Origin of the sequence: Paenibacillus montanisoli (genome assembly GCF_003268025.1) — a bacterium.
Lineage (GTDB): Bacteria > Bacillota > Bacilli > Paenibacillales > Paenibacillaceae > Paenibacillus_Z > Paenibacillus_Z montanisoli.
On the sequence record NZ_QLUW01000007.1, the window covers coordinates 163,220 to 185,638 of the forward strand.

The window sequence follows — 22,419 nt, forward strand, 5'->3', positions numbered from 1 at the left end:
TTGGGGTCGCCGGGCGATCAAATCGGCATTTCTTGGCCGGTAATATCGACGAATTGGAATTGCAGGTTCTTAGGGACGATCCGGCGCTCCAGAAGATCCAGGATTCCTCGGGCGCTGCTGCGCGGGTCCCCCGGTGCGCGTTCGCCGCCCATGTCCGTTTTAATCCAGCCAGGGTGAATGCTGAGCACTTGCACGCCGCGCGGCCGGAGGTAGCGGTGCAGCTGCTCCGTGAACATGTTGAGCGCCGTCTTCGAGATGCTGTACGGATAGTCGCCGGGATAGGCCTTCGTAATGCTGCCGGCCTCGGACGATATATTGAAGAAAGCAGCGTTCTCCTCCGTCAGCAAAGTCAGAAATTGCTTCGCCACCCGCATCGGCCCGTATAAATTGACCTCGAAGGAGAAAACGACATCGTCCATGTCGAGCTCTTCGATCGACGTCTCGCGGGCGTTCAAGACGGCGGCGTTGTTTATAATCGCGCCAAGGGTACGGCCTTCTCGCTTTAGCCTGGCGGCATAGGCTGCGATGCTAGCCTCGTCCGTGACATCAAGCTCGGCGATTGTAAGCCGAGCTCCGTGCGCTTCGCTTAGCCTCGCCAGCTTGCCGCTGCCGCCGCCCCGCGCGCCGGCGATGACGGCATGTCCGCGTTCCAGCGCTTCGGCCGCCAATTCATAGCCAAGTCCGCGGCTTGCGCCTGTAATGAGTATGTTCATGTACGCTTCTCTCCTGCTTATTTATCGTTCTCGAGCAGCTCCACGAGCACCTTCAGCTCTGGAATTGTGTCCATGTACGCATAGCGTCCGCCGGTATATTCGCCCTTCTGCTGAAGCGGGAATCCCCTGCTTTCCAGCAGCGAGATTTTCTCTTTCATTCCTTCGATGACAAATGCGATATGATGAGGCCCTTCGCCATGCTCATTGAGGTAGTTGCGCCACGTGCTCGGATGCTCGTCCGGCTCGATCAGCTCCAGCTGCAAGGAGCCCATGTTGAAGAAAGCCAGCTTCGCGCGAGCTTCGCTCGGTTCGCCGTTAAATTGGGTTTGCGCCTTATCATAGGTATCCGTAATGATTGCCTGAGGCTTCTCGACGCCGAAGAAATCGGCATAGGCTTGGCTGACCTTGTCGATATCGTTGACGAGTATGCCAATTTGCGTAATGACTTTGGTGCCCAATAGTCCTGACATTGTGAACATCATCCTCTCCTGATTGGCTGAACGGGTTACACAATCTTCCACTTACGCTTACTTAAGTATCATAGCGAATGGGCGAAAACGGTGTCAATGCACGGGGCAGGCAAAAGGGGATGACTTAGCGAACGAAAGAGGAGCCTTCGAAGCGATACACTGGCGCGGAATCGTCCAAACGAGTGAAAGAGGAGCCTCCAGAGCACTACATTGGCCCGGAATCGCCTAAACGAGCGAAAGAGGAGTCTCCAGGGCGCTACATTGGTGCGGAATCGCCCAAACGAGCGAAAGAGGAGCCTCCAGAGCGCTACATTGGTGCGGAATCGCCCAGACGAGCGAAAGAAGAGCCTCCAGGGCGGTAACCGTTACCTCTCTTGGGACTGCTTTCGCCGCTTTGCCGTCCATGTGCGGTAACCGTTACCTCTCTTGGGGCTGCTTTCGCCGCTTTGCCGTCCATGTGCGGTAACTGTTACCTCTCTTGGGGCTGCTTTCGCCGCTTTGCCGTCCATGTGCGGTAACTGTTACCTCTCTTGGGGCTGCTTTCGCCGCTTTGCCGTCCATGTACGGTAACTATTACCTCTCTTGGGGCTGCTTTCGCCGCTTTGCCGTCCATGTGCGGTAACCGTTACCTCTCTTGGGGCTGCTTTCGCTGCGTTGCCGTACATGTACGGTAACTGTTACCTCTCTTGGGACTGCTTTCGCCGCTTTGCCGCACATGTGCGTAACTGTTACCTCACTTGGCGTTACTTTCGCCGCTTTGCCGTCCATGTGCGGTAATCGTTACCTCACTTGGCGTTACTTTCGCCGCTTTGCCGTCTATGTGCGGTAATTTGTTACCTCTCTTGGGGCTTCTTTCGCCGCTTTGTCGTCCATGTGCGGTAACTGTTACCTCTCTTGGGGCTGCTTTCGCCGCTTTTCCGCCCATGTGCGTAACTGTTACCTCACTTGGTGTTACATTCGCCGCTTTGCCGCCGAGCGCTACCCATTTTGCGTTGTATCGCTTAGCAACACAAAAAACAATGCCGCGCGCCAATCCGGCGCGCGGCATTACCCCGTCACAAAACTAAACTAATTCGTCCACCACCGCTTGAGCTGTTTCCACCAGCCGCGGGATTTTTCCTCGCGCGCGCTGTTTTCCTGCGAAGCCTCCGAGCCGGCGTCACCGTGCAAGCCGCACACCTCAACCGGCTGCGTGCCGCTCACGAACGATTCCAGCCGCCGGTTCGGGCAGCCTTTTCCGGCGAGCTTGCCGCTGTCCGGATCGACGTAGACGGAGACGACGCCGTCCGGCAGCGGGAAGATCTTAGGCGGAATGGCGGAAAGCGCCGCTTCCGTATACGAGGCGAAGATCGGCGCAGCGCGGCGGGCCTCAACGGAGGTCAGCTTGCGGCCCTTGTCGTAGCCGACCCAGACCGCCGTCGCCAGCTCCGGCGTGTAGCCGACCAGCCAGGCATCCGTCGCGGTTGTGCCGGTCTTGCCGGCGACGGGACGCTTGATCATCGCGGAGACGCGGTTGCCGGTACCGCCGGTATCGAACACGCTCTCCATGAGGCTTGTCAGCACGTAGGCATGCGCTGCATCCACCACCTGTTCGGAAGCGGGCTGCGCTTCATACAGCACCTTGCCCTTGCTGTCCTCGATGCGAAGAATCGCGGTAGGCTCCATGCGGACGCCGCCGTTAGCGAACGTGCCGAAGGCGGAGGCCATCTCGAAGGGGCTGATCGGGAACGTGCCGAGCGCGAGGGACGGCACCGGCTTCATCGGGCTGTCGATGCCGAGCTTGCGGGCCATGCCGATGACCTTCTCCGGTCCTACCGTCATAATCGAATTGACCGCATAGATATTATCGGAGCTTGCGATCGCCTGCCGCATATCGATAAAATCGCCTGCGTACTTGCTGTTGTAATTGCTCGGCGAGTACGTCTTGCGCCCCTCATCGTAGGTGAAGATAGTCGGCGTGCTTTTGAATTGGGATACCGGCGTCAGCACGCCCTCCTGCAAAGCTGTCAAGTACAGGACCGGCTTGAACGACGATCCGGGCTGGCGCGTTTTGGCAAAGACGCGGTTGTACTGATTGCTCCTATAATCGCGCCCGCCGACCATCGCCTTAATGTAGCCGGTACGCGGATCGATGGAGACAAGAGCGGCCTGCTGCTCCGAATCCTCCGGAATGCCCGCGGCGACGGCTTCCTCCGCCGCGCGCTGCGCATCCGGATCGAGCGTCGTATAGATGCGGATGCCGCCTTCGCTAAGCGTGCGTTCGTCGATGCCGAGCTTATCGACCGCCATGTAGCGTATATAGTCGCGGAAGTAGGGGGCCATGCCCGTCTGCTTGCTCGTACCGAGCGGCACGAAGCTAAGCAGCTCGGCGCCGGCCGCTTCCGCCGCTTCTTGCTGCAGAATGCCTTGGTTCACCATCGTCTGGAGAATGGTGCGCTGCCGGTCCTTCGCGTTTTTCATATCCATATACGGCGAGTAGTACTTGGGGCCTTTCGGAATGCCCGCCAGCATGGCGCTCTCGGCGAGCGTCAGCTCGGAGGCATGCTTGCCGAAGTACAGCTGCGCCGCGGCTTCCGCGCCGTATGCTCCATGACCGTAGTAGATTTGGTTTAAATACAGCGCCAATATCTCATCCTTGGAATAATGCATTTCCAGCTGTATCGTATACATCGCTTCCTTCAGCTTGCGCGACCAAGTGCGCTCGTGGGTGAGGTACAGGTTGCGGGCCAGCTGTTGAGTTAACGTGCTCGCCCCCTGCTTGCGCGACATATGCTCTACATTAATAAGCGCCGCACGGGCCATTCCTCTCATGTCGAAGCCGAGATGGTCATAGAAGCGCTGGTCCTCGATCGCGAGCGTCGCTTCCACGAGATAAGGCGAAATTTGCTTCAGCGGCACCGACTGCCGGTTCTCGCCGGCATGAAAGGTATCGATGACATGGCCCTGCGCATCGAGCATCTGCGAGGTTTGACTGATCGCCGAAGCGGGCAGCGCCTGAACGCGCAAGTAATAAAGGAAACAAAACGCGGCAATGAACATGAGCAGCAGCGCTGCGCCTGAATAAAGAAGCCATCTCTTGACCCTCGCAAGCAGCGGCATCCATTTTTCCAATTGAATAGAAACAGGCAGCCGACGCTTCCTGCCGCCGCTCTGCCCGATTCGAAATTTCATCATGTGCACGTCTCCTTACCGGAAGAAAGTCCGCTTTATCCCACTAGTATGGAAAACATTGGGACACCCTATTCAAGGGACGCGCAGCTTAATATGAAATTTTTGTGCCATACTGGCAAAAGGTTGCTTTTTCCCCTCGTTAACTTATAATACAGATTGAAACATCGGACCCTATGATCAATAGCACCACTACATACAAAGAAAGCAGGTAACGAAACGATGGAATTGTGGTACACGGAGAAGCAAACCCCTACTTACGGCATTACGATGAAGGTGAAGGAAACCTACGTCAGCGAGCAAACGGAATTCCAAAAGCTCGATATGATCGAGACGGAAGAATTCGGCACGATGCTCGTCCTGGACGGCATGGTTATGACTACGGATAAAGACGAGTGGGTTTATCACGAAATGGTAGCTCACCCGGTGCTGTACACGCACCCAAGCCCTAAGAAGGTATTGGTTGTCGGCGGCGGCGACGGCGGCGTCATCCGCGAAATTTTGAAGCATCCGAACGTGGAAAAAGCGGTGCTTGTCGATATCGACGGCAAAGTTATCGAATATTCGAAAAAATACCTTCCGCAAATCGCTTGCGGCTTGGACGACCCTCGCGTAGAAGTGATCGTAAACGACGGTTTCATGCACATTCACGATCATAAGAACGAATACGACGTTGTAATGGTTGACTCCACGGAGCCGGTCGGTCCCGCGGTTAACCTGTTCACGCGCGGCTTCTATCAAGGCATCTACGATGCGCTGAAGGAAGACGGCATCTTCGTAGCCCAAACGGACAACCCTTGGTTCACGCCTGACCTGATCGCCAACGTAAACCGCGACGTGAAGGAAGTATTCCCGATCGTACGCGTGTTCTGGGCAAACGTACCGACGTACCCAAGCGGTCTGTGGACGTTTACGATGGGCAGCAAAAAGTACGATCCGCTTGAAGTGGACGAGTCCAGCATCCCTGAAATCGACACCAAATACTACTCCCCGCGTCTGCACAAGGCGGCATTCGTTCTGCCGAAATTTGTGGAAGACCTGGTTAAGTAAGAGGAGACGACCGCTGCCATGAAACTTGATCAAAAATATTCCGGCAATGTATTCATTCTAAGCTCGGATGACTATAACGCATCCAAGGCCGTCATATACGGCATGCCGATGGACTTTACCGTATCGTTCCGCCCAGGCTCCCGTTTCGGCCCTCCGCGCATCCGCGAGGTGTCGATCGGCCTGGAGGAGTACAGTCCGTACCTGGACCGCAGCCTGGAGGACATCGAATATTTCGACGCCGGCGATTTGCTGCTTCCGTTCGGAAACGCGGCGCGCTCGCTCGACATCATTGGCGAGTTCGTGGCAGGCGTGCTGGAAGACGGGAAGATGCCTATCGGCCTAGGCGGCGAGCATCTGTGCTCTTGGCCGATTTTCCAAGAGGTATATAAGAAATATCCGGACATGGCAATCATTCACTTCGATGCCCATGCCGACCTGCGCGAGCAGTACGAAGGCGAGCCGCTTTCGCACTCCACGCCGCTGCGCAAAGCAGCCGGTCTCATCGGCGGCAAGAACATTTACCAATTCGGTATCCGTTCCGGCTCCCGCGAAGAGTGGCAGTTTGCGCGCGAGAACATCAATTTCTACCCGTTCGAGGTGCTCGAGCCTCTGAAGGAAATACTGCCTGAGCTGAAGGGCCGCCCTGTCTATCTGACGATCGACATCGACGTGCTCGATCCATCCGCGGCACCGGGTACAGGCACGGCGGAAGCCGGCGGCATCACGTCGAAAGAACTGATCGACGCGGTTCATGCCATTGCCAATGCCGGCATCGACATTGTCGGCTGCGACCTCGTAGAGGTTGCGCCTGCATATGACCCGACCGAGCAAACGCAGATCGTCGCGGCGAAAGTCATCCGCGAAATGCTGCTCGGCTTCATTAAGTAAACAGGCGGGACGGAAGCATGGCTTCCGTCCTTTTTTCTTTGAAAATCAGGCTTTTTCTATTTCGCGGTCAAGTTTCGGAGCGCATGGCGCCGCTATAAAATAGAAATAAGCAGCCCCAGTTAGCGTGCTTCCTGCGTCATGGCCGCTTAGCGCTTGAAATTTTGGTCATAATGAAGAATAGTAGCATGCTAACGATAAAAGGGGGCGAGCGGAATCATGAGCTTAATGCCAATTCACGAACGGCTCGCGGAGCTGTGGACCATACGCAGCAAACGGGCGCTTTCGGCGGAGGAGCTGGCGGATTTCGAGCACTGCCTGGCGGTGAACGCGATGATCTGCCGGCAAGTGGCCAATTTGTACAATTTGTCGCTGCTGGCGTCAATGACCGGCGACACGGAGTGGCAGCACGACATTTGCCGCAAAATCGAACGGCTGACCGGCACGCCGCCGGCATCCACGCAGCTGTAGCGATGCTTGTAAAAACCGTCTCTTCAGGTTACTTAAGAAGGAGAGGAGGGATTGCGGGATGAGGGTACATTCGTTTCCGCCGGAGGTCGGCCCGCATGCGCGGGTGCTTGTTCTAGGCAGCATGCCGGGGGCGGCCTCGCTTGCGATGCAAAAGTATTATGGGAATGCGCGCAATCATTTTTGGCGGGTGATCTACGGGCTTTTCGGCCTTTCCCCGGACGAGGATTATGAGGCCCGGCTCGCGTTTGCGAAGGAGCGCGGCATTGCTCTGTGGGATACAATTGCGTCCTGCCAGCGCGAGGGCAGCCTCGATGCCAACATCCGCGAGGAGCTGCCCAACGATATTCCCGGCCTCTTGGAGGAGCATCCGGGCATCCGCTGCATCGCGTGCAACGGAACCAAGTCGCACGATTCGTTCCGGAAGTCTTTTGGAAGCCTGCCCGAGCAGAACGGACTCACGCTGCTGAAGCTGCCGTCCACCAGCCCGATTCCGACACCGGCCATGCGGACGACCGAAGACCGCATCGAAGCTTGGCGCATTTTGCTGCCATACTTGAATCCGCTGGAAACTACATAGCGTTAGCCCCGAGAAAGAGGCTTGCATTTTTCGCGAGGTTGCATATAATAGGGGAAATACAGCATAACGCAACATGCGATGAACGGGACAGTACCTTGCAGATCGTTGCTAGCAGCGAGCCGGGTTGGATGAATGCTGCGCGGCCTATTGGCCTCGCAACCAATCATCCTTGGTGGAAGCCGGTGCAGCGGCGCAAGCGAAGCGGACCCGGGAGTAGATGCATTGAACTGCGGGCGGCGCCTGCACGTAGATGGATCCGGTTCACGCCGTTATCGTGCTTGAGAGGCTTTCGATCCTGCAGCTTATTCGCGCAGGCATGGAAAGACCAGAAGAGTGGTACCGCGGAAATTTGACCTCCGTCTCTTTACTAGAGACGGGGGTTTTATTGTTTTCAGGCCGAAAACCACGTTCGGGGAGGATGATCAAGATGAATCTGTTGTTGCAGTGGGCTGCCGTGCAGCTGCAGCCTTACTTGTCGGCGGCGATGACGCACGACGAGATCGCCCAGGTGCTGGAGCTTCCGCCAAATCCGGAGCTTGGCGATGCCGCCTTTCCTTGCTTTTCGCTGTCGCGTCAATGGAAACGCTCGCCCGTCGATATCGCGGCCGAGCTTGCGGAGCATATCGGAGCCGGAGGGCCTTCGAATGTCCGTGCGGCGGCGAATGGCCCGTACTTGAACCTCTTTTTCGAGAGGGAAGAATGGGCGCCTAAGCTGCTCGCGCCGCTTTTGCTGGCCGAATTCGGCCAATCGCAGGCCGGTGCCGGGCAACGGGTCATCATCGATATGTCTTCTCCTAACATCGCGAAGCCCTTCGGCGTCGGGCATTTGCGCTCCACGATGATCGGCAATGCGCTTGCGCAGCTGTACCGCGCATCCGGCTATGAGGTCGTCACGGTCAACCATATCGGCGACTGGGGGACGCAGTTCGGCAAGCTGTTGGAGGCTTATACCCGCTGGGGAGATGAAGCCAAGCTGAAGGAAGAGCCGATTCGCGAGAGCCTGCGCCTTTATGTGAAGTTTCACGAAGAGGCCGAAAGCGACCCTTCTTTGGAAGACAAGGCGCGGCATTGGTTCTGGAAGCTGGAAAACGGGGACGAGGAAGCGTATAAATTGTGGCGCCATTTTGTGTCCTTCAGCATGGAGGAGTTTGACCGCGTGTATGCGCGTCTTGGCGTGCAGTTCGATCATACGCTTGGCGAAAGCTTCTACAATGACAAGATGGCTGCCGTCGTATCGAGGCTGCAGGAGCTGCGGCTGCTCGAAGAGAGCGACGGCGCGCAGGTTGTCCGCTTGGAAGAGGAGGGGTTGCCGCCTTGCCTCATTCTGAAATCGGACGGCACGACGATTTACCCTACGCGCGACTTGGCGACGGCGCTCTACCGAAAGAACGAGATGGGCGGGGATCTGTTGCTCTATGTGGTCGGCGCGGAGCAGAAGCTGCATTTTCAGCAGGTGTTTGCCGTCCTGAAGCGTATGGGCGAGGAAGTCGCGGACGAATGTCTCCATCTTCCCTTCGGACTGATGAAATTCGGCGGGCGCAAAATGTCGACGCGCAAGGGCCAGGTCATCTTCCTCGACGAAGTGCTGGACGAAGCGGTCTCGAAGGCCGCGGCGATCATCGCCGAGAAAAACCCCGATCTGGCCGATGCGCAGGATACGGCGGAGGCTGTCGGCATCGGCGCGATCGTCTTCGGCGATTTGCTTCATCACCGGATGCTGGAGATCGATTTCTCGCTGGATGATGCGCTTCGCTTCGAAGGGGAGACCGGGCCATACGTGCAGTATACGGCGGCGAGAGCGTTCAAGCTGCTCGATAAGGGCGGGCTGACGCTGGCGGATGCGGAGGCGCGCAGCTTATCCGGCGCTGTCACCGAGAGCGGCGGGTTGGGTCGCCATCTTGCCGGCGCCGCGGCATGGGAATGCCTGAAGCTGCTTGCCGCGTATCCCGAGTCGATTGCAAACGCCCTCCGTCAGAACGAGCCGGCCGTTGTCGCGCGGTTCCTATTGGATGCCGCCAAGCGCTTCAATCGGTTCTATCATCAGGAGCGCATTTTGACCGAGAACCGGGAGGAGACGGAAGCCAGGCTGCTGCTGGCAGCTGCGGTCGCCGGCGTACTCCGCTCGGGGCTTGCGCTGCTGGGGCTGCGGACACCGGAACAGATATGACGAGACATTGAAATTGATGATGCTCCTGTATATAGTGGGGACAGTAGCATATAAGGCGACGGGAGACCGCAGATTATGACAGATAGAGCGATTGTCACGATTTCGCTGCGAAGCGATATCGACGGGGAAGTGGAAGAGAACGTATTTCAGGGCGAGTGGTTCCGCAAAGGCGGAACCGTCTTCATCCTGTATCAAGAAGACGGAGAAGGCGGCGGATCGGTGCGTACGATGATCCGTTGGCGCGACGGCGAGCTGAGCGTGACGCGCCGGGGCGACGTGGAGTCGCAGCAGAAGTTCTCGGCGGGGGCCAGACATACCGGCCATTATGAATCGGAGCACGCGTCCTTTCATCTGGAGACGGATACGAGGCTGCTTATCGTGCAATTCGGCGATCTGGCGAAGGCCGGCCCGAGCGAAGAGCAATTGAGGCCGGAGCTTCCGATGCTGCTTATCTGGCATTACCGGCTGCTCGTGAACGATGAGCCGACCGGCGAGTTTATTATTCGGCTGCAAGCAGAAGAGCTGCTGACATAGTAGAAGGGCAAAGCAATCAAGAGAAGAAAGATTAGACCATCAGGGGGATTGAAGGATTTCTATGAAAACGAATGTTATCGTACAGCTTCATGAGCAGGTGAAAGAAGCGATCGCGGATGCGGTCGTAGCAGCTGGGCTTGCGGCCCGCGAAGAGCTTCCGGTGTTCGTGCTGGAAGTGCCGAAGGAGAAAGCGCATGGCGATCTCGCGACGAATGCGGCGATGCAGCTGACGAAGCTTGCGAAGAAGAACCCGCGCCAAATCGCCGAAGCGATTATCGCGAACCTCGATACGAAGAAAGCGTCCATTCAAAGCGCGGAAATCGCAGGCCCGGGCTTCATTAACTTCCGAATGGACCGCAGCTACTTGTATCCGGTCATCGGCCAGGCGCTGGAGCAGGGCGCTGATTACGGCCGCGTCGATCAAGGCGCAGGCGCCCGCGTACAAGTGGAGTTTGTCAGCGCGAACCCGACGGGCAGCCTGCACTTGGGCCATGCCCGCGGCGCCGCCGTCGGCGATGCGCTGTGCAAGTTGCTTGATTTTGCCGGCTACGGCGTCACGAGAGAGTACTATATCAACGACGCCGGCAACCAAGTGGCGAATCTCGCTCTTTCCATCGAAGCGCGTTACAAGCAAGCGCTCGGCCAGGATGCGGCGATGCCGGAGGACGGCTACCACGGCGAAGATATTATTGGCTTTGCGAAGGAGCTCGCGGCTTCCGAAGGCGACCGCCTGTTGTCGCTGACGGACGAAGAGCGTTTCACGTTCTTCCGCGATTACGGCTTGGAGCGGGAGCTGAACAAGATCAAGCGCGACCTCGGCGATTTCCGCGTTGAATTCGACGTTTGGTACAGCGAGACCTCGCTCTATAAGACGGGCCAAGTCGAGCAGGCGCTTGCGGCACTGCGCGAACGCGGCCAAGTCTATGAAGAAGAGGGCGCAACTTGGCTGAACACGATGGCGTACGGCGATGACAAGAACCGCGTTCTCGTGAAGAATGACGGCTCGTACACTTATTTGACGCCGGACATCGCCTACCACCGCGATAAATACGGACGCGGCTTCGACAAAATGATCAACATCTGGGGCGCCGACCACCACGGCTACATCCCGCGCGTGAAAGCGGCGATGGAGGCGCTCGGCAACGATCCGCAGAAGCTCGTCGTCCTGATCGCGCAGATGGTGTCCCTGTTCCAGAACGGCGAGAAGGTCAAGATGTCCAAACGGACCGGCAAAGCCGTGACGATGGAGGACCTTATGGAGGAAGTCGGCATCGACGCGATCCGCTATTTCTTCACGATGCGCAGCATGGACTCCCATCTTGATTTCGACATGGACCTGGCGATTTCGACATCGAACGAAAACCCGGTCTTCTACGTCCAATACGCGCATGCCCGGATCTGCAGCATTTTCCGCCAGGCGGAGGAGCAAGGCATCGCCATCCTGCCGCTTGCGGAGGTGGATCTCAGCCAGCTGTCGACCGAGCATGAATTCGACCTGCTTCGCAAAATCGGCGAGCTGCCGCAGGAAATCGCCGAAGCAGCCGCTCAATATGCGCCGCATCGCCTGATCCGTTATGTCTACGAACTGGCGGCGCTGTTCCATAGCTACTATCGTGCCGACCGCGTCATCACCGAAAACGCGGCTCAAACGCAGGCGCGTTTCGCGCTTCTCGGCGCCGCTCGGACCGCGATCGCGAACGTACTGAGTCTCGTCGGCGTTTCCGCGCCGGAGCGCATGTAGTTCGTCTCCGCGCCGCACAACACAATAAATAGGCCGGGGACTTTACCTTTCCCCGGCCTGAAGCATTCGCATTACATCGAGCTCTCCGGTTGTCCGGGGAGCTTTCGTGCCTCTAAGCGGCAGCATGGAGCGCTTGACGACGGCCTTGATATCGCTTGGCGACAACCCCGGCCGCATGGCTAGCAGCAGCGCGATGGCACCGCTCACATGCGAAGTGGCCATCGACGTGCCGCTCATCTCGTTATATTTGCCGCGCAGCCACGCGGAAATGATCTTGTCGCCCGGCGCATACACGTCGATATACATGCCGCGGTTGCTGAACGGCGCAATGCGCCGCAGCCGGTTTGTCGCTCCGACCGCGATCGTTTGCGGATAACGGGCCGGATAGTCGATCGACTTCCGCTTGCCGTCGTTACCCGAGGAAGCAACGATGATGACGCCGGCGTTGTACGCGTTCGTTACGGCCGTCAGCAGTGACTTGCTTCGCGTTTTCATGCCGAAGCTCATATTGACGATATCCATATGGTTGCGCACGCACCAGTCGATGCCGAGTACAATATCGGAGACGAAGGCGCTGCCGTTATGATCAAACGCCTTGACCGGATAAACGGTCGAACGCGGAGCGACGCCGATCATGCCGTGTACCTGATTGGCGGCGGCGATGGTGCCGGCGATGTGGGTGCCGTGGCCGTTGTCGTCATGCGGGAGCGTCCCGCGGTTCAGCAAGTTGATGCCGCGTCCGAGCGACTGCTTCAAATCGGGATGGCTGAAATCAACGCCCGTATCGATCACGCCTATTTTGATGCGGTGGCCCGTCGTCATGCTCCATGCTATCGGCGCTTTGATCTCCTGCACGCCCCAAGGGATGCCCTTCTCGCGGGTCACCGGTTTATATGTCGATGTTGAATGATGCACCGAAATTAATGGATCGTTTTCGATCCAAATGCCATCATGGGCATGGGTACGCAGCAACTCGCCGGGAACGCGCAGCGAAAACCCTTGAATGAACGGCAAGTGACGAATCGCGTCGGATGCCTCCGTCAGCGATTTGTCGATCATTGACCACTCATGAAGGAAGCGCTCATAGTCGCTTTTCTGCCGGAAACGGACAATTCGCCGCTTGGCGGCGGACGCAGTGTGAGTTAAAGCGCTATACAAAAGGCGGAGAATTGCGGATTTGTCCAAGTTGCTTCCCCCCATGGCGAATCATGCTGCAGTATTGTATGAACGAGAGCAACAAGCTGTATGAGCAACTTGCCTTTTTTCGCATAATTAGGCTGCAAACCGTGTCATTCGCCGTACGGGCACATAGTATAAACCAAGAGTCACTAGCGGCTCTTAATACCGGATATGGCGGCAGCGCCTTAGCCGGAAGGATACAGTCAAAGCGAGGGAGCATCCTTCGCTTTTTCTTTTTGCCGCTCGTAATAGGGGACAGCTTGCTTTTTCCAGAGAAATAGGTTTTACTATAGGTTGATAATGGATTGCTTACGCACGAAACGATTTATCTGCTTAGGATTGCGAGATCGTTTTTGCGGGGTACAAGCAGTTTGATACGAGAGGAAGTGTCCGAGATGAGCAGCGAGATCGTCTTGAAAATCGATCCTGAGATCGTAAAGGAAATGCCAATGGTCGACTTGGCATTTGAATTGCTGAAGGCGGCCAACACGCCGTTCTATTACCGCGATTTAATGATGGAAATTGCAAAAATTCGGGGCCTGTCCCAAGAACAAATCAACGATGTAATTGCGCAAGTATATACAGAAATCAACATCGACGGACGTTTCGCGTGCGTCGGCAGCAATATGTGGGGGTTGAAGCGCTGGTATCCGGTCGAGCGCAACGAGGATCCGGTCGGCAACGCGAAGCGTTCCCGCATCATCAACGACGAAGAAGACGACGACGATCTGTATCCGGACGAAGAAGAGGATACCTTCGCAGCGGACGAGGATGATTTCGATTCCTATGACGAGGATCAGGAGCTCTTCGACGAGGCGGAGGAAGAGGCTGAGGTCGACGAGGAAGTCCTGATCGACGACGAGGAGATGGAAGAAGAAGCCATCGAAGAAGTAGACAGCGAAGACGAAGCGGCAGACGAAGACGATGCCGAAGAGGACTTCGAAGACGAGGATGACGACGACAAATAATCCACTTTTTGCAGAGCCCCGCGTCACTTGACACGGGGCATCTGCGCGGAGTACACTATTTGATGGGCTTCAAGTTCGGACATGCAAGTCATAAGCGAAAATCAGAAAGTGCCCCGTGTATGCGGGTGTCACTTTTTTCTTTTTTATCGACCATTTTTCTTCGGAAATTGGAGAACCTATACTTAACATACAGGCGTGGAGGGTATCATCAGTGACTAAGTACATTTTTGTAACAGGCGGTGTCGTATCATCGCTGGGCAAAGGGATCACGGCAGCATCGCTCGGCCGATTGCTCAAGAACCGCGGTCTGAAAGTAACGATCCAGAAATTCGACCCGTACATCAACGTGGATCCGGGAACGATGAGTCCTTACCAGCACGGCGAAGTGTTCGTAACGGACGACGGCGCCGAAACGGACCTCGATTTGGGCCACTACGAGCGCTTCATCGACATCAACCTGTCGAAGAACAGCAACGTAACGACCGGTAAAATCTACTCCACCGTCATCTCCAAGGAACGCCGCGGCGAATACTTGGGCGGCACGGTTCAAGTCATTCCGCATATCACAAACGAGATCAAAGAACGCGTATTTCGCGCGGGCAAAGAGACCGGCGCAGACGTTGTCATCACCGAGATCGGCGGAACCGTCGGCGATATTGAGAGCCTTCCATTTCTCGAAGCGATCCGCCAGATTAAGAGCGACATCGGCCGCGACAACGTGATGTACATCCACGTTACGCTGATTCCTTACATTAAAGCGGCGGGCGAAGTGAAAACAAAGCCGACGCAGCACAGCGTGAAAGAACTGAGAAGCATCGGCATCCAGCCGAACGTAATCGTTTGCCGTACGGAGCATGAGCTGGCAGACGACATGAAACGCAAAATCGCGCTGTTTTGCGATATCGACGCCAACGCAGTCGTGGAATGCCGCGACGCTTCGACTCTTTACGAAGTGCCGCTCAACCTGCGCGATGAAGGTTTGGACGAGATTGTCGTAAACCACCTGAAGCTGACGACTACGCCTCCGGACATGACCGAGTGGGAAGCGCTCGTTCGCCGCGTGCAGCAGCTAAGCCGTACGACCGAGATTGCGATCGTAGGTAAATACGTTGCCCTGCATGACGCGTACCTCAGTATCGTAGAATCGCTCAGCCATGCCGGCTTCGATGCCGATGCGGACGTGAAGGTGCGTTGGGTGAACGCCGAAGAGCTGACCGAACAGAACGTGGCCGACAAACTGCAAGGCGTACACGGCATCTTGGTCCCCGGCGGCTTCGGCGATCGCGGGATCGAAGGCAAAATCACGGCAATCCGTTATGCGCGGGAAAATGCGATCCCGTTCTTCGGCATCTGCCTTGGCATGCAGGTCGCTGTCATCGAGTATGCGCGCCATGTGACGGGCTTGAAGGATGCGAACAGCTCCGAGATCAATCCGCTTACGCCGTATCCGGTTATCGATTTGCTTCCTGAGCAGAAGGACATCGAGGATATGGGCGGCACGATGCGCCTCGGCCTGTATCCGTGCAAGCTGACGCCGGGCTCCCTTGCAGCGCGCGAGTATAACGACGAGCTGGTATACGAGCGTCACCGCCACCGGTACGAATTCAACAACGAGTACCGCGAAACGATCGAATCCGCAGGTCTGCACATTACCGGCACATCGCCTGACGGACGTCTTGTCGAAATGGTAGAATGTCCGGACCACCCGTGGTTCCTGGCGGTCCAATTCCATCCGGAGTTTACGTCCCGTCCAAACCGCCCGCAGCCGTTGTTCCGCGGTTTTGTCAGAGCGGCGCTGGAGCTGGCCGAGAAGTAGTCAACATAAATATTTTCCAAGAGAAGCAGGAATTTGGATGGTACGGCGCGAAATCATTAACGAATATGGAATACTAATCCAAATCGTGACGATGATTGTCGTACATTCTTAGGAGGGTTTCAAGTTGGAAAACAAGAAAGTCTTGATTGTCGATGATCAGAATGGCATTCGAATTTTGTTAATGGAAGTGTTCAGCAGCGAAGGGTATACCACCTTTCAAGCGCCCAATGGCAAGCTGGCTCTTGAAATCGTGAGAAACGAAGCTCCGGATTTGGTTTTGCTCGATATGAAAATTCCGGGTATGGACGGACTGGAAATATTGAAGCATGTCAAAGCCATTAACAAGGAGATCAAAGTCATCATGATGACGGCTTATGGCGAGCTTGACATGATTAAGGAAGCGACCGATCACGGCGCGCTTATGCACTTTACGAAGCCGTTCGACATTGATGAGATGCGGATGGCGGTCAATCTTCAGCTGCGCAGCGACGAGCAGTCAGGCGGCTGGTATGCAGTAGGATCCTAGGAAAACGGATCCTGCTGCTTTTTTTTATCTTATAGAGTCGAAAAGCGGCATGTCGACTTCCAAGACTTGTACCAAACGACCCTTGATTGTGTTATAATCATTTGGTGCGATATTTGCAGCGTGATTGTGCCGGGACAATTGTCAGAATTTCATGGCGATTGCCTGCTTTCACGCTGAGGCGGTTTTGCGAAGCAAACGCATATCAAAGACAAAATTATGAAGCCCGACGCTTCATAAAACATTAGGAGGAGTAGAGAACCATGCCACTCGTTTCGATGAATGAATTCCTGCCAAAGGCAAAAGCAAACAAATTCGCGGTCGGCCAGTTCAACATGAACAACCTGGAGTTCGCGCAAGCGATCACAGAAGCCGCAATGGAAGAGAAATCGCCATTTATTTTCGGTGTATCCGAAGGCGCTTTGAAGTACATGGGTATGGAGTACACTGTTGCCATTGCTGAAGCGGCAGCGAAGAAATCCGGTTTGCCAATCGCGCTTCACCTGGACCACGGCAGCAGCTTTGAAGTTGCGATGAAATGTATCCGTGCAGGGTTCTCTTCCGTTATGTTTGACGGGTCCCACTACGGACTCGAAGAAAATATTGCATTGACTAAAGAAGTCGTTAAAGCGGCGCGCGCTATGGGCGTTTCCGTTGAGGGCGAGCTTGGCACAATCGGCGGCGTTGAGGACGACATCAGCGTTGACGAAGAGCACGCATCCCTGGCGAAGCCGGAAGAAGCGATCCGTTTCTACGAAGAAACAGGCGTTGACTGCTTGGCGATTGCCGTAGGTACGGCTCACGGCATGTACAAAGGCGAACCGAAGATTCACTATGATATCATTCAAAAGGTAACGGACGCGATTCCGGTGCCGGTTGTATTGCACGGCGGATCCGGCGTACCTGACGAAGCAATTCGTCTGTCCATCGCGGCAGGCGTAGGCAAAATCAACGTAAACACGGAAAACCAAGTGGCATGCACGAACGCAATTCGCGAAGTGCTTGCAGCTAACGGTTCGGTTTACGACCCGCGCAAATACTTGACGCCTGCACGTAATGCAATGAAAGCAGTCGTTCAAGAGAAGATCCGCTTGTTCGGCAGCAGCAACCAGGCGTAACAGACGAAAGCTATAGAATCGAACAGCCGCGCATGCGCGCGAAATGAGAAGCAGGCGCTTCCCTCCGTTTGGCCCCAGGCTTACCGGAAGGAGCGCTTGCTTTGTGGCATATAAGGAGCTTGCTCCGGGGGGCGGCACGCGGCTGTTTCGTTTTCTTGCTCTCTTCCGGATGGGAGGATAATTAGACGGATGGAAAAACTAATGATCCGCGGCGGACGTCCGCTGCGCGGCACCGTGCAAATCAGCGGCGCCAAGAACAGTGCGGTAGCATTGTTGCCTGCGGCCATATTGGCCGAATCGACGGTAACCCTTGATAACTTGCCTCACCTCAGCGATGTAGCGGTCTACAGCGAAATATTGGAAGAACTCGGCGCAAGCGTGCAGTGGAGCGGCGATTCCATCGTCATCGATCCTTCAAGCATGAAGTCGATTCCGATGCCTAATGGCAAAGTGAAGCTGCTTCGTGCATCGTATTATTTGATGGGCGCGCTGCTTGGCCGGTTCGGCGAAGCAACGATCGGTTTGCCGGGCGGCTGCAATTTCGAGCCTCGTCCGATTGATCAGCATATCAAAGGCTTTGAAGCGCTTGGCGCACAGGTAACCAATGACCATGGCTCCGTTCGAATCGTAGCGAAGGAGCTGCGCGGCGCGAAGATCTACCTCGACGTCGTCAGCGTCGGGGCAACCATCAATATTATGCTTGCGGCCTCCCGGGCCAAAGGCTCCACCATTATCGAAAATGCGGCAAAAGAGCCTGAAATCATAGATGTAGCGACCCTTCTGAGCGCTATGGGCGCCAAAATCAAAGGAGCCGGAACGGAAACGATCCGGATTGAAGGCGTCGAGCGGCTTCACGGCTGCAGGCATTCGATTATTCCGGACCGGATTCAAGCCGGCACTTACATGATTGCCGCGGCGGCAACGCGCGGCGACGTATTGATCGACAATGTTATTCCTAAACATATGGAAGCGGTAACGGCAAAGCTGCAGGAGATGGGCGTGCATGTGTACGAAATGGACGAAGCCATCCGCATTGTCGGGCAGCCGGCCTATGAAGCGATTGATGTGAAAGCGCTTGTGTACCCCGGTTTTGCCACGGATTTGCAATCCCCCATGACCAGCCTGCTGACGCAGACGAAAGGCGTCAGCATCTTGAGCGATTATGTCTACAGCAACCGATTCAAACATGTTCCGGAGTTGACGCGCATGGGAGCGAACATTCGGGTGGAAGGCCGATCGGCTATCGTGGAAGGCGGCCTGCTGAATGCCGCGAAGGTGCGTGCGGCCGATTTGCGCGCAGGCGCAGCTCTCGTGGTTGCGGCACTGACGGTTGACGGCGGCGTTACGGAAATCACCGGCGTGGAATACATTGACCGGGGCTATGACAATTTAGTAGAGAATCTGCGGATGCTAGGCGCGGACGTTTGGCGCGAGTAGCCCGGTTCCCATCATTTCCGAATCGGCCTTGTTATAGGAAGGGCCGATTCCGGCAATGATGGAATAGGCTTGGAATAATTATAGAATTGAACCTTGATAAAAAGTGGTGATACTATGTCCGAACTTCAAATCGCCGATCTTGAAGCGATGAAGCTTACGGAGCTTTACAAGCTGGCCAAACAGCACCAGATTCAGGGCTATGGCCAACTGAAGAAGAGAGAATTGATTTTTGCCATCCTGCGCGCGCAAGCCGAGCAGAGCGGACTCATGTTTATGCAGGGCGTACTCGAAATTTTACCGGAAGGCTTCGGATTTTTGCGGCCGATCAACTACTTGCCGAGTCCAGAGGACATCTACATATCCGCTTCTCAAATCCGCAAATTCGACCTCCGCACAGGCGACTTGGTTTCCGGCAAATGCCGCGCTCCTAAAGAAAACGAACGCTTTTTTGGATTACTGCAAGTAAATGCCGTTAATGGAGAAAGCCCCGAACATGCTGCTGAACGCCTTCATTTTCCAGCCCTTACTCCTCTCTATCCCGAAAAGAAGCTAGTGCTCGAAACTGCCCAGCCGAAATTATCGACGAGAATTATGGATTTGCTGGCGCCGGTTGGCCTTGGCCAGCGCGGATTGATCGTTGCGCCGCCAAAGGCCGGCAAAACGCTCCTGCTAAAGGAAATTGCCAACAGCATTTCCACGAACAATCCTGAAATCGAACTGTTTGTGCTGCTGATCGACGAGCGTCCGGAGGAAGTAACGGATATGTCCCGTTCGGTCAGAGGCGAGGTAGTAGCGTCGACCTTTGACGAGCTGCCGGAAAATCACGTGAAAGTAGCGGAATTGGTGCTGGAGCGTGCGCTGCGGCTTGTTGAGCACAAGAAGGACGTCGTTATTCTGCTGGACAGCATTACGCGTCTTGCCCGTGCTTACAACCTGGTCGTGCCGACATCCGGCCGTACGCTGAGCGGCGGTATCGATCCGGCGGCGTTCCATCGCCCGAAACGGTTTTTCGGCTCGGCGAGAAACGTGGAGGAAGGCGGAAGCTTGACCATCTTGGCAACCGCGCTGGTGGAGACGGGCTCGCGTATGGATGATATTATTTATGAAGAATTTAAAGGTACGGGCAATATGGAGCTGCATCTGGACAGGAAGCTTGCGGAACGCCGTATTTTCCCGGCGCTCGACATTCGCAGATCCGGCACCCGCCGAGAAGAAATGCTGATGTCCAAGGAGCAGCTGGATAAAGTGTGGGCAATCCGCAAGAGCATGAACGATTCCATGGAATTTGTGGATGGCTTCCTGAAGAAGCTCGCCGACACGAAGACCAACGAAGAGTTCCTGGCTTCGCTTGATACTTCGGCCGTAACGTCGTCGGCACCAAGAAACAGACCTGGCACAAGCTCTAGTACAGGAAGCGGCAGACCGAGTCAAGGCACTGCGGGAAGCGGCGCAAGCACGAGCGCTTCGAGAAGGCCGTCAAGCCGCACGACGCCTGTAACATAGGAACGCTCTAGGAGGTACACCATGAATCTCGTTTACGCAGACGAACACGGCAATTTATTCGATCATCCCGATTGGACCGGGCTTGGCCGCAGCGGCGATATGATCGTCGAACTGATGGAAGACGAGTTGATTCCGCTGCCGGAAGGCGCGACGATCGTCGGCTTGCCGCATACGCGGCCGATCGGCATCCACAACGCGTCCGGCGAGATGCGTCCTCTGCCGGGCAATGTGCAGGCTGTTGGCGCGCTGCTGCCTCAGGGTTATACCCGTCTGTGCATTCCGGGTTATATGAAGACGGATAAGATGCAGAAACTGCCGCTCTTCGGCTATTCCGCAGTCGTCTGGAAGGACGATCGCTTTTACGTGACCGCCCAGAAATGCGACGATCCAGAGCGCTGGAATCCGCTCAATTGCGACATCAAGGAATTGAATGTCGGTGTAGAGCGGCTGCTAGCCAAGTACCCGGAGAACCGGCTTTATAAGCATTTGTCTAATTGCGCGCTCGGCTACGAATGCTTGACTGCATCCAATACATTTCTTCAGCGCTGGGAAGGCGCCGTACCGGTATCCTTCTCCTGCAACGCGGGTTGTTATGGCTGTATTTCGGAGCAGCCGGACGATAGCGGCTTTCTTGCGCCGCAAACCCGCATGAACTTTAAGCCGACGGTCCAAGAAGTCGTCGACGTCATGATGGAGCATTTGATTACGCCGGAATCCATTATCAGTTTCGGGCAAGGCTGCGAAGGGGAGCCGTCGACGCAAGCCAAAATCATCGTCGAATCTATGCTCGAAGTGCGCAAGCGCACATCGATGGGCTACATCAACATCAATACCAATGCGGGACTAACGGATCATATCCGCGCCATCGTCGATGCAGGTTTGAATCTGATGCGCGTGAGCACGATCAGCGCGCTTGACGATCATTACAATGCCTATTACAAGCCGCGCGGCTACAGCTTGGCCAATGTCGAGAAGTCGCTCCGCTATGCTTCCGATAAAGGCGTGTATACGTCCATCAACTATCTCATTTTCCCTGGCGTGACGGACCGAGAAGAGGAAATCGAAGCGATGCTCGGTTTTGTCAAACGTACGGGCCTGAAGCTGATCCAAATGCGGAATTTGAATATCGATCCCGAGAGCTATCTGGAGCTCATTCCGAAGCCGCAGGGCGAAATTTACGGGATGAAGCAGATGCTCGAAATATTCGCGGACGAGCTGCCGGATGTCGTCATCGGTTCCTACACGCATGTGCCTCCGGCACCTTTGAAGCAGCCGCTCTAGAACCGGGCTGGTAAGTTTTTGAGCCTGGACAAAAGCATTGCTTTCCCGAGGATCTGCATGCTATACTCTCAATATGTGTGTATTAAACTCTGGGTCCGCCTGTTGATCCAGGGCAGAAAGAGGTGAACGAGATGAAACAAGGTATTCATCCGACATACCACGTCACGACGGTAACTTGCGCTTGCGGCAACAGCTTCGAGTCCGGTTCGATCAAATCGAACCTGCGCGTTGAGATTTGCTCCGCTTGCCACCCGCACTTCACGGGTAAGCAGAAGTTCCTGGATGCCGGCGGTCGCGTCGACAAATTCAAAAAGAAATACGGTATCTAAGCCATGCTGGCCGGGATTTCCGGAAATTAGCAGAATACAAGAACCTCCCTCAGCCATCCTATTGGTTAAAGGGAGGTTTTTTTATGCGAGTTAAGTCTGCTTTGCTCGGTGCCATCGCGCTCATGACCGCCATATCATTGTCCGCATGCGGAGGCAATAAAGACGCCACTAACAACTACAATTCCAATTCATACGGCCATGACGGCTACATGGGGCTATCGAACAGCAATCCCAATCTGCCGAACCGAAACGGCCAATTTTTAAACTATGATGACGACGGTGATTTTGCGCAGCGCCAGCTCGCGAAGGTCAGCGGGGTCGACAAGGCCAACATTACGATTCAAGGACCTGATATGAATGTAAGCATAACGCCCAAGCGGGGCGTGAATAGAGAGCAGCTTAGGGCCAGGGCGCTGAAGGTGCTTCGGGACAACATGCCGCGCTATCATGTGAGCGTCCGAGTGAAATGATATCGTGTGCAGCAACTTC

At 55.6% G+C, this 22,419-nt stretch carries 20 protein-coding genes; 16 read left to right on the forward strand and 4 right to left on the reverse strand.

Going from position 1 to position 22,419, the window contains the following annotated elements:
• Window positions 1-17: 17 nt before the first annotated feature.
• From DL346_RS27630 to DL346_RS27645, 3 genes are all read right to left on the reverse strand, one after another.
• Complete coding sequence (locus DL346_RS27630) at window positions 18-713, reverse strand: SDR family oxidoreductase (protein ID WP_112885610.1); 696 nt, start codon at window positions 711-713, stop codon at window positions 18-20.
• Between the two features lie 17 nt (window positions 714-730).
• Window positions 731-1,183, reverse strand: coding sequence for a VOC family protein (locus DL346_RS27635; protein ID WP_112885660.1), 453 nt, complete (start codon window positions 1,181-1,183; stop codon window positions 731-733).
• Window positions 1,184-2,251: 1,068 nt separating this feature from the next.
• Window positions 2,252-4,357, reverse strand: coding sequence for a transglycosylase domain-containing protein (locus DL346_RS27645; RefSeq protein ID WP_112885612.1), 2,106 nt, complete (start codon window positions 4,355-4,357; stop codon window positions 2,252-2,254).
• Between the two features lie 216 nt (window positions 4,358-4,573).
• Between DL346_RS27645 and speE the strand changes: the two genes are divergently transcribed.
• The 7 genes from speE to argS (DL346_RS27680) all read left to right on the forward strand — a co-directional run bounded on the left by speE (window position 4,574) and on the right by argS (DL346_RS27680) (window position 11,776).
• The gene (gene speE, locus DL346_RS27650) at window positions 4,574-5,401 is read left to right on the forward strand and encodes a polyamine aminopropyltransferase (protein WP_112885613.1); all 828 of its coding nucleotides are present in this window, start codon (window positions 4,574-4,576) and stop codon (window positions 5,399-5,401) included.
• 18 nt (window positions 5,402-5,419) lie between these two features.
• Complete coding sequence (gene speB / locus DL346_RS27655) at window positions 5,420-6,289, forward strand: agmatinase (RefSeq protein ID WP_112885614.1); 870 nt, start codon at window positions 5,420-5,422, stop codon at window positions 6,287-6,289.
• Between the two features lie 216 nt (window positions 6,290-6,505).
• The gene (locus DL346_RS27660; RefSeq protein WP_112885615.1) at window positions 6,506-6,757 is read left to right on the forward strand and encodes a DUF7667 family protein; all 252 of its coding nucleotides are present in this window, start codon (window positions 6,506-6,508) and stop codon (window positions 6,755-6,757) included.
• Between the two features lie 58 nt (window positions 6,758-6,815).
• Window positions 6,816-7,334, forward strand: a complete 519-nt coding sequence (locus DL346_RS27665) for a DNA-deoxyinosine glycosylase (protein WP_112885616.1) — start codon at window positions 6,816-6,818, stop codon at window positions 7,332-7,334.
• Between the two features lie 427 nt (window positions 7,335-7,761).
• Window positions 7,762-9,501 carry an arginine--tRNA ligase gene (gene argS, locus DL346_RS27670; RefSeq protein WP_112885617.1) on the forward strand — a complete coding sequence of 580 codons (1,740 nt, stop codon included), beginning with the start codon at window positions 7,762-7,764 and terminating at the stop codon, window positions 9,499-9,501.
• Between the two features lie 75 nt (window positions 9,502-9,576).
• Window positions 9,577-10,035, forward strand: a complete 459-nt coding sequence (locus DL346_RS27675; protein ID WP_112885618.1) for a YwiB family protein — start codon at window positions 9,577-9,579, stop codon at window positions 10,033-10,035.
• Between the two features lie 61 nt (window positions 10,036-10,096).
• Window positions 10,097-11,776: an arginine--tRNA ligase gene (gene argS, locus DL346_RS27680; protein ID WP_112885619.1), complete on the forward strand. Its 1,680-nt coding sequence runs from the start codon at window positions 10,097-10,099 to the stop codon at window positions 11,774-11,776.
• Between the two features lie 42 nt (window positions 11,777-11,818).
• On the opposite strand, the gene DL346_RS27685 is transcribed toward argS (DL346_RS27680), so the two are convergent.
• Complete coding sequence (locus DL346_RS27685; RefSeq protein WP_240633479.1) at window positions 11,819-12,961, reverse strand: S8 family peptidase; 1,143 nt, start codon at window positions 12,959-12,961, stop codon at window positions 11,819-11,821.
• 389 nt (window positions 12,962-13,350) lie between these two features.
• Here DL346_RS27685 and rpoE point away from each other — a divergent pair, with 389 nt between their 5' ends.
• The 9 genes from rpoE to DL346_RS27735 all read left to right on the forward strand — a co-directional run bounded on the left by rpoE (window position 13,351) and on the right by DL346_RS27735 (window position 22,400).
• A complete protein-coding gene (gene rpoE, locus DL346_RS27695; RefSeq protein WP_112885622.1) occupies window positions 13,351-13,923 on the forward strand; it encodes a DNA-directed RNA polymerase subunit delta in 573 nt (190 codons plus the stop codon).
• Between the two features lie 211 nt (window positions 13,924-14,134).
• Window positions 14,135-15,739, forward strand: a complete 1,605-nt coding sequence (locus DL346_RS27700) for a CTP synthase (RefSeq protein ID WP_112885623.1) — start codon at window positions 14,135-14,137, stop codon at window positions 15,737-15,739.
• A gap of 124 nt (window positions 15,740-15,863) precedes the next feature.
• Window positions 15,864-16,265, forward strand: coding sequence for a response regulator (locus DL346_RS27705; protein ID WP_112885624.1), 402 nt, complete (start codon window positions 15,864-15,866; stop codon window positions 16,263-16,265).
• Between the two features lie 260 nt (window positions 16,266-16,525).
• Window positions 16,526-17,380 carry a class II fructose-1,6-bisphosphate aldolase gene (fba, locus tag DL346_RS27710; protein WP_112885625.1) on the forward strand — a complete coding sequence of 285 codons (855 nt, stop codon included), beginning with the start codon at window positions 16,526-16,528 and terminating at the stop codon, window positions 17,378-17,380.
• Window positions 17,381-17,569: 189 nt separating this feature from the next.
• Complete coding sequence (locus tag DL346_RS27715; RefSeq protein ID WP_112885626.1) at window positions 17,570-18,817, forward strand: UDP-N-acetylglucosamine 1-carboxyvinyltransferase; 1,248 nt, start codon at window positions 17,570-17,572, stop codon at window positions 18,815-18,817.
• A gap of 114 nt (window positions 18,818-18,931) precedes the next feature.
• A complete protein-coding gene (gene rho / locus DL346_RS27720; RefSeq protein ID WP_112885627.1) occupies window positions 18,932-20,320 on the forward strand; it encodes a transcription termination factor Rho in 1,389 nt (462 codons plus the stop codon).
• Between the two features lie 21 nt (window positions 20,321-20,341).
• Entirely contained in the window at window positions 20,342-21,601 is a 1,260-nt protein-coding gene (locus tag DL346_RS27725) for a radical SAM family protein (protein WP_112885628.1), read from the forward strand.
• A gap of 131 nt (window positions 21,602-21,732) precedes the next feature.
• Window positions 21,733-21,930, forward strand: coding sequence for a 50S ribosomal protein L31 (rpmE, locus tag DL346_RS27730; RefSeq protein WP_112885629.1), 198 nt, complete (start codon window positions 21,733-21,735; stop codon window positions 21,928-21,930).
• A gap of 83 nt (window positions 21,931-22,013) precedes the next feature.
• Window positions 22,014-22,400, forward strand: coding sequence for a hypothetical protein (locus DL346_RS27735; protein ID WP_112885630.1), 387 nt, complete (start codon window positions 22,014-22,016; stop codon window positions 22,398-22,400).
• Window positions 22,401-22,419 lie beyond the last annotated feature (19 nt).